This window comes from Pseudomonas borbori (assembly GCF_900115555.1).
GTDB lineage: Bacteria > Pseudomonadota > Gammaproteobacteria > Pseudomonadales > Pseudomonadaceae > Aquipseudomonas > Aquipseudomonas borbori.
Window position 1 is genome coordinate 208,007 of the sequence record NZ_FOWX01000005.1, and the last position, 11,911, is coordinate 219,917.

General features: G+C 59.2%; 11 protein-coding genes and 1 pseudogene. 5 read left to right on the forward strand and 7 right to left on the reverse strand.

Annotation, left to right across the window (positions count from 1 at the left end):
- Positions 1 to 548: 548 nt before the first annotated feature.
- Entirely contained in the window at positions 549 to 1,421 is an 873-nt protein-coding gene (locus tag BM315_RS05735) for a helix-turn-helix transcriptional regulator (protein ID WP_090498717.1), read from the reverse strand.
- Between the two features lie 119 nt (positions 1,422 to 1,540).
- On the opposite strand from BM315_RS05735, the gene BM315_RS05740 reads away from it, so the two are divergent.
- Positions 1,541 to 1,834 carry a hypothetical protein gene (locus BM315_RS05740; RefSeq protein WP_141123927.1) on the forward strand — a complete coding sequence of 98 codons (294 nt, stop codon included), beginning with the start codon at positions 1,541 to 1,543 and terminating at the stop codon, positions 1,832 to 1,834.
- A 350-nt stretch (positions 1,835 to 2,184) separates the two neighbouring features.
- On the opposite strand, the gene BM315_RS05745 is transcribed toward BM315_RS05740, so the two are convergent.
- Positions 2,185 to 3,552: a sensor domain-containing protein gene (locus tag BM315_RS05745; RefSeq protein ID WP_090498721.1), complete on the reverse strand. Its 1,368-nt coding sequence runs from the start codon at positions 3,550 to 3,552 to the stop codon at positions 2,185 to 2,187.
- A gap of 685 nt (positions 3,553 to 4,237) precedes the next feature.
- Between BM315_RS05745 and BM315_RS05750 the strand changes: the two genes are divergently transcribed.
- On the forward strand, positions 4,238 to 4,462 hold the full coding sequence (locus BM315_RS05750) for a glycine zipper 2TM domain-containing protein (RefSeq protein WP_090498723.1): 225 nt from the start codon (positions 4,238 to 4,240) through the stop codon (positions 4,460 to 4,462).
- A gap of 300 nt (positions 4,463 to 4,762) precedes the next feature.
- Here the strand turns inward: BM315_RS05750 and BM315_RS05755 are convergent, their stop codons facing one another.
- Both BM315_RS05755 and BM315_RS05760 read right to left on the reverse strand, forming a co-directional pair.
- A complete protein-coding gene (locus BM315_RS05755; protein ID WP_090498724.1) occupies positions 4,763 to 5,143 on the reverse strand; it encodes a type II toxin-antitoxin system VapC family toxin in 381 nt (126 codons plus the stop codon).
- A gap of 2 nt (positions 5,144 to 5,145) precedes the next feature.
- Positions 5,146 to 5,346, reverse strand: coding sequence for a type II toxin-antitoxin system VapB family antitoxin (locus BM315_RS05760; protein WP_090498727.1), 201 nt, complete (start codon positions 5,344 to 5,346; stop codon positions 5,146 to 5,148).
- Positions 5,347 to 5,746: 400 nt separating this feature from the next.
- Here BM315_RS05760 and BM315_RS05765 point away from each other — a divergent pair, with 400 nt between their 5' ends.
- Entirely contained in the window at positions 5,747 to 6,406 is a 660-nt protein-coding gene (locus tag BM315_RS05765; protein ID WP_090498729.1) for a dioxygenase family protein, read from the forward strand.
- Positions 6,407 to 6,736: 330 nt separating this feature from the next.
- Here the strand turns inward: BM315_RS05765 and BM315_RS05770 are convergent, their stop codons facing one another.
- Positions 6,737 to 7,066 (reverse strand): hypothetical protein, encoded by a 330-nt coding sequence (locus tag BM315_RS05770; RefSeq protein ID WP_090498731.1) that lies wholly within the window; start codon positions 7,064 to 7,066, stop codon positions 6,737 to 6,739.
- A 189-nt stretch (positions 7,067 to 7,255) separates the two neighbouring features.
- On the opposite strand from BM315_RS05770, the gene BM315_RS05775 reads away from it, so the two are divergent.
- Positions 7,256 to 8,023: an HNH endonuclease gene (locus tag BM315_RS05775; RefSeq protein WP_090498733.1), complete on the forward strand. Its 768-nt coding sequence runs from the start codon at positions 7,256 to 7,258 to the stop codon at positions 8,021 to 8,023.
- Positions 8,024 to 8,085: 62 nt separating this feature from the next.
- Here BM315_RS05775 and BM315_RS05780 read toward each other — a convergent pair whose 3' ends face one another.
- A complete protein-coding gene (locus BM315_RS05780) occupies positions 8,086 to 9,138 on the reverse strand; it encodes a hypothetical protein (protein WP_090498735.1) in 1,053 nt (350 codons plus the stop codon).
- Positions 9,139 to 10,294: 1,156 nt separating this feature from the next.
- On the opposite strand from BM315_RS05780, the gene BM315_RS05790 reads away from it, so the two are divergent.
- Positions 10,295 to 11,308 carry an IS110 family RNA-guided transposase gene (locus BM315_RS05790; protein WP_090498737.1) on the forward strand — a complete coding sequence of 338 codons (1,014 nt, stop codon included), beginning with the start codon at positions 10,295 to 10,297 and terminating at the stop codon, positions 11,306 to 11,308.
- A gap of 337 nt (positions 11,309 to 11,645) precedes the next feature.
- Here the strand turns inward: BM315_RS05790 and istB are convergent.
- Positions 11,646 to 11,911 (reverse strand): annotated as a pseudogene (gene istB, locus BM315_RS05795) (IS21-like element ISPre4 family helper ATPase IstB); the annotation flags it as partial.

Consider the following 11,911-nt stretch of genomic DNA (forward strand, 5'->3'; position numbering starts at 1 on the left):
AGTGCGAACCTGTACCAAAGCTTTACGCGCGAAAAGGCGACAGGTCGACGTCTGCGCCGGCCGGGCCTAGGGTGGTGTGCACATCCCGTCCGGTTTGGAGGTACGCAACATGTGGATCATCGGTTCCCCCCTCGATAACGCCCTGGCCGTGCTGGCCCTCGGCGTCGTTTGTCTGCTGCTGGCCCGTGTGGCCTATGGCCCGGCCGAGTAAGCCGCGGGTTTGCTCCATGTATAAAGGCTATGCAGCCGTTATGGGTTGCGCGATTGCGCCGCCTGCTCCCCGCTTCCTGGGCAAAGCTGGGCAGGGCGGATCTGCGCGTTTAGCCGTGAAATTTTTTCGGCGTTTCAACGATTGTCACGGCTGAAGCCCCTCCCACGCCGACCGAGGCAGATCACCCACCGGTGTACGGCTGCGGACTGTTGCTGGGAGGGGCTTCAGCCGCGAGCCGGGCTGGCTGGCTATGCACTTTTCGCGGCTAAAGCCGCTCCTGCAGGGAGATTCTGACGCCACCGGTGCTCGCAACAGCAAACAAGTATGAAAACGCGCCTCAGCTATACAGCCAGCGCCCCAGCTCCTCCAGGATGGCCACCACGATTTGCTGGGCGCTGGCTTTGGATTGCACCTTGTGCGGGTCGATCTGGTAACGCTGCAGCACGTATTGCACCAGCGCGCCACGGCTGGGCACCAGCAGTTGGCCGTCCTGCATGCCGTAGTCGATCTCGATGATGGCCGTCTGCGCCGGTTGCAGGCGCGGGTCGGGTGCGATCACCACGGTCACCTCGGTCGACCAGCCTGCATCGCCCTCACGCCCATGCTCGGACTCGTCCAGCACCTGCGGCTCGCCGCGAAAGCGGCTGAGGACGAAGTCGCGGTAGTCGCGGTTCTTCTCGCAATAGGCGCGCACATGCCAACGCATGCCGGTGTAGATCAGCGTGTGCGGGGCGATCAGGCGGGTTTCGGCGAGCGGGTTGGCCAGCGACACGTACTCGCACTCCAGGCGCAGCCCCTCGCGGCAGGCGCGCAGCAGCGGGCGGAGAATCTGCGGACGGATCGAACGGTCCGGCACCCTGAGGATCTCGGTGTGGGCATAGGCCAGGGCCAGGCCTTCGACATGCGGTGCGCGCTCATGGTTCTGGTTGAGCAGGTGCAGGTAGGCGCTGGCGCTGTCATCGATGAACAGCGGCTCGAAGTGCCTGCTCGGCACATAGCCCTTGAGGTGCTTGTCGTAGTCGAGGTTGCCGGGGGCGTACTCGCCCAGGTAGCTGTTGATGTCCTTCGAGGCCTGCTGGCGGCTGATGCCGAAGCTCTGCATCAGGTGCCCGGTGGTCAACCGGCCTTCCCACCAGGCCACGGTTTCGATCAGGCGATAGCGCAGGGCCAGATCCCAGCGAACGCTTTCTACCGATTGCTTGCGCTTCATGCCTGCTGCTCCTGTGCGAAAACTTTACCTGTACGAGTAAACACTCTAGATGCGTAAAGAAAGGCTACATAGCATGGGGCCATGCATCAAGCGGGAACTTGGCTTCGGGAGGAGCAGGCATGGACGGTATGACAACGAACTGGGCACTCATGGGGATCGCCGCCTGCGGCTTGCTGATACTGGGCCTGCTCGCCGCGTTGCTGCTGGTGCACGGTCGGCACCTGCAAGCGCTGCTGGTCGCCCAGTGTTGGCACAACGCCATGCAGCGCGAATGCCTGCAGCGGCTCGAGCGTGATGAGCGGGAGCTGCGCGCGGCCATCCGCGCCGAGCGGGCGCGGGTGGCGCAGTTGCAGCGCAAGGTCGAGCTGTTGCAGGCGTTGCTGAACGAGTCGGAGCAGGCGGCCCGGGAGTAGTGGGTGGCATCGCCTGGGCCATTGCGGTTTGCTTGGCAAAAGCAGAACCACAGTTCTTTGATAGGTATCGCTGCGCTCGGCCCATTCTCCAACTCTATGGATACCAGCCGGCCCTGTAGGAGCGCCCATGGCCGCGATGCTTGTGCATTCATGCACTGCTTTTGCTGTTCGCTCTGTTCTCCCCAAGTCGCCCAGGCAACGCAATCCCGAATTCCGTCAGGAGGCCGAAACATAGCGAAGCGGAGTAACAGCCGCAGGCTGGCCGTAAGGGTGGGCGAAGCGAATCAAGTGACTGGCCGTAAGGGCGGCTAAACCAGTGATAGCAGTTAACGGAAATCGTGGTCTGGCCACTATTGCTTCACAGCCTCGACAACAATATAGCGCTTGCCTCCACTGCGTTTGGCCACGTACATGGCCTCATCCGCGTGCCGAACCAGATGCAGATCGCTCTGGCCGTGCTCGGGGTATAGGGCGATACCCAGGCTTGGAGCACTGATCAAGGTTTTTCCTTCCAGGAGGTAGGGGGCGCTCAGGCTGACAAGGATTTTCTCGGCCACCAGGGTGGCATCTTCCTGCCTGCCGATGTGGTCCAGAAGAACGGCGAATTCGTCACCGCCCAAACGGCCAACCGTATCGGATTCGCGCACGCACTGCCTGAGGCGGTGAGCGACTTGACGCAGCAGATGGTCGCCCGCGGTATGGCCGAAGGTATCGTTGATGTATTTGAAGTTGTCCATGTCGAGATAAATTACCGCCAGCCGCAAGGAATCTCTCTGCGCCCGGTGTAGAGAACTGCGCAGGCGGTCGAGGAACAGCGCACGGTTCGGCAGTTCAGTCAGTTGGTCGTATTGCGCAAGAAATTCCAGGCGCGAGTGCGTGCGTTTGCGCTCTATCGCAGCCGCCAGCTGGCTCGCGACAAACTGCAGCAGCTCTTTGTCCTGTTCGTTGTAACGCACGCCTCCGCAATAGCTCTGCAGCACCAGAACACCGCTGGTATCCGTGCCCGATATCAGCGGCACACCCAGCCAGTCCAGGGAATGCCTGGCTGCCAGGGTGCCAATTTCTGCCAGCATCTGCGCAGCCGTCTCGGGCGTTAACAGCAGGGCTTCACCGGAGCGAATAACCTCGGCACAGAAGGAGTCGGAGCCCAGCGGCCCGGGGGCGGGCGGCGTGTCGAACTGATCGACGTAATAGGGAAAACTGAGCTGGTCGTTCGCGGCGTCGTATAAGGCCACAAAAAAATTCTCGGCGGGCAGCAACTGACCAATCAGCTCATGCACTCGCCGATACAGCGCCTGCAGATCCTCAGCCGAGTGAGCCGCTTCCGATATCGCATACACCGCTGCCTGCATCGCCTCGGCACGCTTGCGTCTGGTGATATCCCGAGCCACCCCCACCCGCACCTGCTCGGCCTCAAGCCACTGGGCAGACCACATGATATGAACGATATGACCGTCTTTATGAATGTAACGGTTCTCATGATCGGCGGAGGGTTGGCCCAGATTAATCTGCTCCACAAGCGCCAGGCTGGCGGAGCGATCGTCCGGGTGCATCATGTCAAAGGCGATGCGGCCAATCATTTCTTCGGGCCGATAACCGAAAACGCGCTCGCTGGCCGCGCTCACCGATAGGAAGCGCCCCTCTTTATCCACCACGCAGACTACGTCCAGCAGCAGATCCAGCAGTTTATCGTGGGGCAGATGGGGGTTTGACGTCATGGCAATGACTATACGGTTATGTCGGCAGGGTTCGCTAGCATGATGATCTCTATGACGATAGCTCAGCGTAAGGGCAAAACCAGCAATAGCGGTTAATGGAAATCGTGTCCCCTGGTGGCTGTCCGCCTGCTCCTCCGTCCCGAACCCGGCCACGATGGGGGAAAGTCGGCGCTCATGCTCATAACGCTCTTTGCTTGCTGATGCAGCAATCTGCACCTGGTCTGGCTCAGGGCATATTGCCAGCGGCCAGGGGCCCCACCAGTCGATTGCAACGGCTTCAGCCGATGCGGCATGCATCCCTGCTTCGCTCTACCTCCTGCATCCATGCAGTCGTCGCCGCATCCATGCGGCTCACTCCCTTGCACAACGATTCCACTCGGCCTGCTGAACGGGGGAGATGGCGCGCTTGATAGATCGATGTTGGACCGCAGGCCTGGAGTCGTCGGACTCTCCGCTTGATGGGTATCGCTGTGCTCAACCCATCCTACGAGCTCAGTTCTCTGGGGCGCTTATGGAGCCCTTACTCTCCCTGGCGTTGTGGCGGCCTGTTTATTTGAGGCAATTTGGCCGGAGACGATATAAACCAGACGCCAGCCAACAATGAGCACACACTGGCCTTTCGTCCTCTATGAAGTCGGGCAATTCGCCAGAGTATTTCATAAGGCGTCGCATTGGAGTCACGCACATGAGTATTTCTAAACTGCTGTTCACCGGCCTTCTGCTTGCCACTCTGGGTGTGAGTGGTTGCTCGAATATGTCTCACCAAGATAAGACCACGGTGGGTGGTGCTGTGGCGGGCGGTGTTGCCGGGAATTTGCTTTGCGGCGGTGTGGTGTGCACAGGTGTCGGTGCGGCGGTCGGCGGGGTGATTGGTCACGAAGTTGGCAAGGACGATAAGAAAAAGAATTAACCGAGCAGCGGGGTGGCCGCGAGGCTTGCTGCGTGAATTCGCCGCTTAATAATTGTCTGGTCGAGTAGAAATATATTTCACCCCCGTTTTCCGTAGGCAATAAAAAGGGCGCCAGATAGGCGCCCTAACCATAAAAGACCCCGCCTGAATAATGGGTGTCCCCAATTGTTCTGAAACTTTGTAGGTTGGGCCGGGCCGCGCAGGCTCCGCTCCGCGAAGCCCAACAGGGTGGTGTTGTTGGGCTTCGTACCTCAGCGCCAACCTACGATTTGGAGTCAATTGCCATTCTCGGGCAGGCGCCTAGTGCAGGGGCGGATTGTGCGCCACGCCGAACCTTCCGGCCAATTCAGCAAGACGCTTATCAAACGTCCATAGTTCCGTGCCCGATGTCATGAGAGTGGAAGCAAGAAGTGCTATGTCAACTAGCCCACATCCAAGGCCATACAGTTTTTCGCGTTCGATGAACTCCATCACCTCGCTCAAACTCGCCTGATTGCATTGCTGCAAAAGAGAAATGTTGTTCAATGTCCGGGCTCTTGGCGCTGGAGGTGTTCCGCAGGCAATTTCAACAATGACCATTGGATGAGTCATCGCCAGGTCAAGTCCAATCAGATTAACCAGCCCTTCATTGCCGTTGCGGAAGTGGTCTATCCATACCGAAGTGTCGATAAGCACGCCCATCGCTAAACCGACTCGCCACGACGACGTGGCACATCCTGAATCTCAGGCATCGTACCCCCAAGGGCTGCAAGACGCTTTCCTGCTTGCACTCGGACAAAGGTTTTGATGGCTTCGCGAAAAATATCTGCTTTATCCATGCCAGGATCGGCCATTTCAAGCGCCTGTTGGTAGAGGGTGTCATCAATGGTGACTGTGGTACGCATGGGGCAGCTCCTCATCAATATTGATGACAATCTGCATCAGGAGCTACATCTTGGCAAGTGAGAAATATCATCTGCCCTCAGCGGTTGTGAAAATATCGAGCGCCGTAGCGCAACGCCGCAGCGGGCATTTGGAGGCGTTCGCAGAGGCGGTCGCAGTAGGCGAGAGTTCTTTCACCAGCTCTCAGCCGAGTAGGTTCTGGCGCTGTTGCGCCAGGCGATAGGCAGCATCAGGCGTTGCCTCGGCGGCGAGCCCCGTGGAAAACCGCGCAGCGTTTTCCAGCGTGGATACCTGGGTTACTCGCTAGACTGAATTCATCCACGCCAGGCCCTTCACATGCGCTGCTGCGCCCGACGTGCAGTCATGGTTACGACCGGGGCAGGCCCCGGCCAGGAGGCGGAGATGGACAAGCGGCAAATGGCAGGCGCCGGCCTTTCGCGGCGTCACTTTCTCTATGGTGGCGTCATCCTCGGCGGTGGCCTGCTGGCCTCGCCGGCCCTGGCGCGGCAGATCTGTCGGCCTACCGAGGGCGACATCCTCGGGCCCTACTACCGTTTCGGCGTGCCTTTCCTGGCGAAACTGGCCGGCCCGGAGGAGCCCGGCGAGCGACTGGTGGTGAGCGGCACGGTGCTCAGTGCGGACTGCCGCACGCCGATTGCCAACGCCCTGGTCGAGGTCTGGCAGGCCAACAGCACCGGCCTGTACGACACCCAGACACCGGGCAACTTCACCGACAAGGGCAATTTCCACCTGCGCGGCATGCTCTACACCGACGCCCAGGGCCGTTACCGCATCGAGACGGTGATGCCTGGCCGCTACCCGGTACCGCCCAATCTGCCGGGGCTGGAACGCTACGCCGGGATCACGCGCCCGGCGCATATCCACTTCCGGGTGATGGAGTCGCTGCATGTGCCGGTGACCCTGCAGCTGTACTTCGAGGGCGACCCCTACATCGCCAAGGATCCCTGGGCCAGCGGCCACCCGGACAGCACGATTGCGCTGCAGGCGGACGGCGAGGGGCGCAGCGGGGTGTTCGATATCGTACTGGCGCGGGGGTTCTAGCGACACCTGCCGCCCGCCAGGTGAGCAACCCCGGATCGAACCTCCCGCGTGCCCATCCTGGCGCTTGCCCGACGGCCTCACGCATTGTTGGGGCAGTGGGGCGGATGGCCGCCCCGCGGAAAACCGCGCAGCGTTTTCCACCGTGGATATCCGGGCTACTCGCTGCTGGTGCGAGCTAAGCACCTGCAAGCGCTGCGCGCGAATGTCCGCGCCGAGCGCGCGCAGGTTGCGCAGATACAGCGAAAGGTTGAGCTGCTGCTGAAGACGGTGTTGGCCGAAGCAGGGGAGGCGGCTCGGCGGTAGCGGGTTGTGGGGGCAGGTGATGCGCTGCTACCAGGTCTTGTCCCGATAACCCCGCACACATTCCTGCACGTCGTCGTCGATCACGTTGCCGGGTTTCATGCATTCCTTTACCGGCCGCAGCGGCTGAGGATTAGCCTTTCGCCGCTGCTCCTCACGCATTTTCAGCGTCGAGCGTGCGCCGTCTGCCAACGGCCCCGTGCCACCGGCCATGAACTCCAGCATGGTTTCCGAATAGGCCTCGGCGGCCTTGCGTGTATAGGGCGCCATCGCTTCGCCCAGTTGCGTGGCGAGCGGCTTGTCATCGGCCAGGGCCGCAGTGCAGAGCGGCAGGGTCAGCAGCAGTAGGTACGGCTTCATCGGCTCTTCCTTGGTCTGCTGCTACGGCGAGCCGCCATGACGGTTCCCGGTAATGGCTAAATGAGAGTACGCGGGCCGATTGGACAGGTAGAGTGCGTGCTGAGCAATGTTTATTTGGGCCAGAACAACGCCCCGGACGGCCGTTAATGCGGCTGATCTACGCACGGGTCTACGTAAGGAGGCGTCAATTTGAGTAGCAATCGCTGGAGCCGAGACGAGCTGAAGCTGGCATTCCATTTGTACTGCCAGCTGCCTTTTGGCCGGCTGCATCAGCGCAACCCAGAGATCATTCAGCTTGCCGGCTTTATTGGCCGAACTCCGTCGGCGCTGGCGATGAAGTTGGTCAACTTCGCCAGCCTTGACCCCGCTATTACCGCAAGTGGGCGCAAGGGTCTGGGTGGTGCATCCAAGCTCGATCAAGAAACTTGGGATCAGTTTCATGCGGACTGGGAAGGCCTGGCGCTGGAGTGCGAACGCTTGAGGGCGGGGTTGGTTACCGCCACTGCTGTTGTAGTCCCGTCCATCGAAGATGACCTGACTGCTTACTACATCGGTGAAACACGGCAAGCGATAGTCGAGCAGCGCATAAAGCAGCAGTTCTTCCGCAAGGCAGTGTTGAGCAGTTACCGAGGGAAATGCTGCATGTCCGGCTTGGCAGAACCGCGCTTGTTGCTTGCCAGTCATATCGTGCCTTGGAGTCAGGACAAGGCGAATCGCTTGAATCCTGCCAATGGCCTGTGCCTTTCTGCGCTGCATGACCGCGCCTTCGACCAAGGCCTGATTGCCCTGACGGATGAATTTACGGTGATCCTCTCGGCGTCGTTGCGCCAGCGCGACGAACCCTTTGTGCGGGAAGTGCTGTTGCCGCTTGCCGGACGGCAGATCGAATTGCCGGAACGGTTTATGCCGAGTGTTGAACTGCTCGCGTGGCATCGCGAACGAGTGTTTGTGGGGTGACCCCAACTGTTCGGAGCGTGGAATTGATCAAAAATAAATCAATCCGCCCTTTAGCTCTTGCTTTAGTTGTCTGATTTCACAATGGCCCGAATGAATCTCGATGGAATTTGCATCGTGCGTTCATCGTCGGTGCGAAGTATCAGGTTTTCACCAAGCGACCAGACGACGTGGACTTTTGTCAGTGCGCAGCCTTCATCCAAGGCTAGCCGTTTCAGCGTCGCCTCGTCGCAGTAGCTCTGCGCCAGCAAGAGTGCGTCGGCTTGGTAATTGCCGAGCCCCAGGGCACGCACCGTTTTCTCTGGCAGGGTGGTGAGCACGCCGCTGTAGCCAGCAATCAGCAGCGCGAAGAACACGGAAAAGTGCAGTGCAGCATTCCAGCCTGCGATAAACAGAAACGAGCATATCGCCGCTATTAGCGAGACGATCAGCATGACGGCTACGAATACCAGCCATCCCCACATGCCGATATCGAACCCTTCGATGACCGGTGCGGTTTGCATCAGGATGAAGGCGGTAAACCCACCTACGGCCATGACGGCTACATCTGCGGCCCATAAATAGCGAAGGAAGCTGAACGGAGGCAGCCCGAAAGCGGCTTGGACGAGCAGGCCGGCGAGCAGGCTAACCAGTACTGGCATCAAAAAGATCGACAGAACGAAGAGTTTCGGAGCAAGCAGCGCAACCGTCAGCAGCCCGGCCGTGCAGGCCAAGAAGGGAAGCCAGTACACCAGGCAGCCCAATTTCAGAACCCACCAGACACGCTGGCTATCGAGATAAGGGCGCGAGTCCCGCAGCTTATCCTTGATCGTCTTGTGCTCGAGAAATTGGCTGAAAATCCAGGGGCCCGGTAGGAACAGCGGCACTACCAAAACGCCAATGATGGCGAAGCCAATGGCCGCAGCAGCAAGCAGCAAAGAGGAAAACTGGAACAGGTCGAAGCTGGGGTAGAAATGGTTGCGGTAGAAATAGAAGACGAATATGCCGAAGCCGAAGAGCGGCGGGGCGGCCTTGGCCACCAAGGAAAAGTGCCGACGGAAAAAGCCGTTGGATAGCTCAAGTGCCAGATCAAACCAATCCGTGTCCGTTGCCGGACGGTCAATCCACTTTTGTTGCATGTCATCGTCCTTGGCATCGTTCAAAGGCGGAAAGTGTACAGAGGCCGAACCCGCAGTGCTGCACTTGTTCTGATCGTTCCTACGCTCTACGTGAACGCATCCCGGGCGGCATTCCCACTCGGGAGCGTGGTCGCGATCAACCCGGAAAGGGAGCAGCCGGCAGTGAAATATCTAACGGTTCCGCCCTTACGGCGGGTCACTTTTGGCAGTCGCCCCAAAAGTAACCAAAAAGTCTTGCCCCTGGCATCCGGGTCTCGCTGCGCGCGACTTCCCTCGTTCCATCATTGCTCCAGGGGCACGCCGCGAAGGGCCATCCCTGGCCCATCGCAGCTCTCGCGGCATCCATGCCGCTCAACCCCTTACGCAATGATTCCACTCGGCCTCCTGATGGGGCGTTTGGCGTCGTCTATGCCATTGCGGTTCGATGACCAAAAGCAGAGCCACAGCTTTTTGATGGGTATCGCTGCGCTCAACCCATCCTCCAAATCTGCGGATACCAACCGGCCCTGTAGGAGCGGCCACGGCCGCGATGCTTTTGCGTTCACGCTCTGCTTTTGCTGTTCGCTCTGTCCTCCACAAATCGTCCAGACAACGCGATCCCGAATCCCGTCAGGAGGCCGAGTGGAGGCGCTGTGTAGAGGGGCGTTTGGCATGGATGCCAAGCGAGGAACGATGGGCCAGGGATGGCCCTTCGTGACGACCCTCGGAACAGCGCCGGAGCGAGGGAAGTTGAGCGCAGCGAAACCCGGATGCCGGGCGCGCTTTCTCTTTGGTTACTTTCTCTTTCGCGCGAGCAAAGAGAAAGTGACTCGCCGTAAGGGCGAAAGGCGTAGTTCGCGTCAATGGTGATGCGGCGGAATTTTATAGTTAAAGGACCATGCCTCTGGGGCAGCGAAAAACCGTGGTCTGTCCCCTGATTGTTGCCTTGGGTTAACAAGCTCGACCCTGATTGTTTTGTGTTTCTTCCTGAACATAGCCTATCCCTATCGTTGCGCTGGCAACAAGCCAGGATAATAAGGGGCAGACAACGGTTTCGCTTGAGTGATCAAGCAGGAGGTAAAAACCGTGGTCTGAGAATCATCTAGCCGGCCTCCTACCTCACGGAGGTGGCGCAAAATTCAAGGTGCGAACATTGTCTTTTGCTAAGGAGGCCGTGATGAAATTCTGTGGCATTGACCTACATTCGAACAACAGCGTTGTGGTGATTACCGACGAAACGGATCGAGTACTGCTCAGTCGACGTTGCCCCAACGATTTGGTGAAGATCACGATGCTGCTCGAACCGCATCGCGCCGAGTTAGCCGGCGTGGTGGTCGAGTCAACTTACAACTGGTATTGGCTGGTCGATGGTTTGAAGGGCGCTGGTTTCGAGGTGAAGCTGGCCAACACCGTGGCGATGAAGCGTTATGACGGTTTAAAGCATTCCGATGATCAGGACGATGCGGCGTTCTTGGCCCATTTGCTACGGCTCGGGATCTTGCCGACGGGCTACATTCATCCGCCGCAAGAGCGCGCGCTGCGCGACCTCGCCCGCAAACGCATTCAGTTGGTACGCAGCCGGACTCAACATGTCCTGGCAGTGGAAAACATCATGGCGCGTCAGTTGGGTTGCCGACTGAATAGCGGTGCAGTCAAACGCCTGTCAGCCACATCGGTAGACAGGCTGGGCCTGCCTCCCGATGTGGCTCTGGCGATGAAAGCCAACGTCGCCATCATCGAGGCGTTCAATAGCCAAATAGAGTGCCTGGAAGCCCGACTGCTACAAGGTGCCCGACTGCGACCGGAGTTCGCTTTGCTTAAATCGATGCCAGGGATTGGCGAAGTGCTAGCGACCGTGATCATGCTGGAGACGGGCGATATCGAGCGCTTTGCCGACGTCGGCAACTTTGCTTCGTATGCTCGCTGCGTGGATAGCGCCCATTACTCCAACGGCAAGAAAAAGAGCGAAGGCAACGCCAAAAATGGCAATGCCTATTTGATCTGGGCCTTTATCGAAGCGGCCAACTTTGCCCGGCGCTTCAGTGAAGACGCCAAACGCTTTTTCGAGAAGAAGAAAGCCAAAACCAACAACGTGGTTGCTACCAAGGCGCTGGCGCACAAACTGGCGCGTGCGAGCTACCACATCCTGAAGGAGAAACAGCCCTTCGATGCCAAACGCTGTTTCGCCTGAAAGGCGAATAAGGTGAGAGCAGATCAGCCAATTCGGGGACTGGGCGGGATGAGCCAACTGGTCTGAGTGGAGGTCTGCTGTCACCGCCTGAGTGTGTTGTACCCGGGTCGTCTGCCAGGTGAGCCCGTAGAGACTGGACGCGTAATTTTTACGTGAACCACGGTTCTGTGACACGTTTTGGACACATTGGCGGCACCAACGTTTCTCTGGTGCGGATTCCACGACACTTGGACACTCAGCCCACGATCATTTGGAGACTCGTTCCATGCTCACTTGGACACCTGATCCACGTCCAGTTGGACAGGCAGTCGGAGCGCAGCGACGCAGGTTTGCATTGTTAGTCTGAAGTCTCTGTCGCCGTCAATTTCGTTGCGCGTCTGCGCATCGATTCGCCCTTCAGTTCGATCCGATAAGCGTTGTGCACCAGCCGGTCGAGGATCGCATCGCCCAAGGTCGGATCGCCGATCAGTGCGTGCCATTTGTCCACTGGCATCTGGCTGGTCACTAGCGTCGAGCGGTTGCCGTAGCGGTCGTCCAGCAGTTCAAGCATGTCGCGCCGTTGCGCAGCGGTAAACGGCGCCAGGCCCCAGTCGTCCAGGATCA

Bases quoted from the DNA above. Each gene is read 5' to 3' on its own strand.
- BM315_RS05750 (WP_090498723.1), top strand. From the start codon at position 4,238: ATGAGTATTTCTAAACTGCTGTTCACCGGCCTTCTGCTTGCCACTCTG.
- BM315_RS05780 (WP_090498735.1), bottom strand. From the start codon at position 9,138: ATGCAACAAAAGTGGATTGACCGTCCGGCAACGGACACGGATTGGTTT.
- BM315_RS05765 (WP_090498729.1), top strand. From the start codon at position 5,747: ATGGACAAGCGGCAAATGGCAGGCGCCGGCCTTTCGCGGCGTCACTTT.
- BM315_RS05745 (WP_090498721.1), bottom strand. From the start codon at position 3,552: ATGACGTCAAACCCCCATCTGCCCCACGATAAACTGCTGGATCTGCTG.
- BM315_RS05740 (WP_141123927.1), top strand. From the start codon at position 1,541: ATGGACGGTATGACAACGAACTGGGCACTCATGGGGATCGCCGCCTGC.
- BM315_RS05790 (WP_090498737.1), top strand. From the start codon at position 10,295: ATGAAATTCTGTGGCATTGACCTACATTCGAACAACAGCGTTGTGGTG.
- BM315_RS05755 (WP_090498724.1), bottom strand. From the start codon at position 5,143: ATGGGCGTGCTTATCGACACTTCGGTATGGATAGACCACTTCCGCAAC.
- BM315_RS05770 (WP_090498731.1), bottom strand. From the start codon at position 7,066: ATGAAGCCGTACCTACTGCTGCTGACCCTGCCGCTCTGCACTGCGGCC.
- BM315_RS05760 (WP_090498727.1), bottom strand. From the start codon at position 5,346: ATGCGTACCACAGTCACCATTGATGACACCCTCTACCAACAGGCGCTT.
- BM315_RS05735 (WP_090498717.1), bottom strand. From the start codon at position 1,421: ATGAAGCGCAAGCAATCGGTAGAAAGCGTTCGCTGGGATCTGGCCCTG.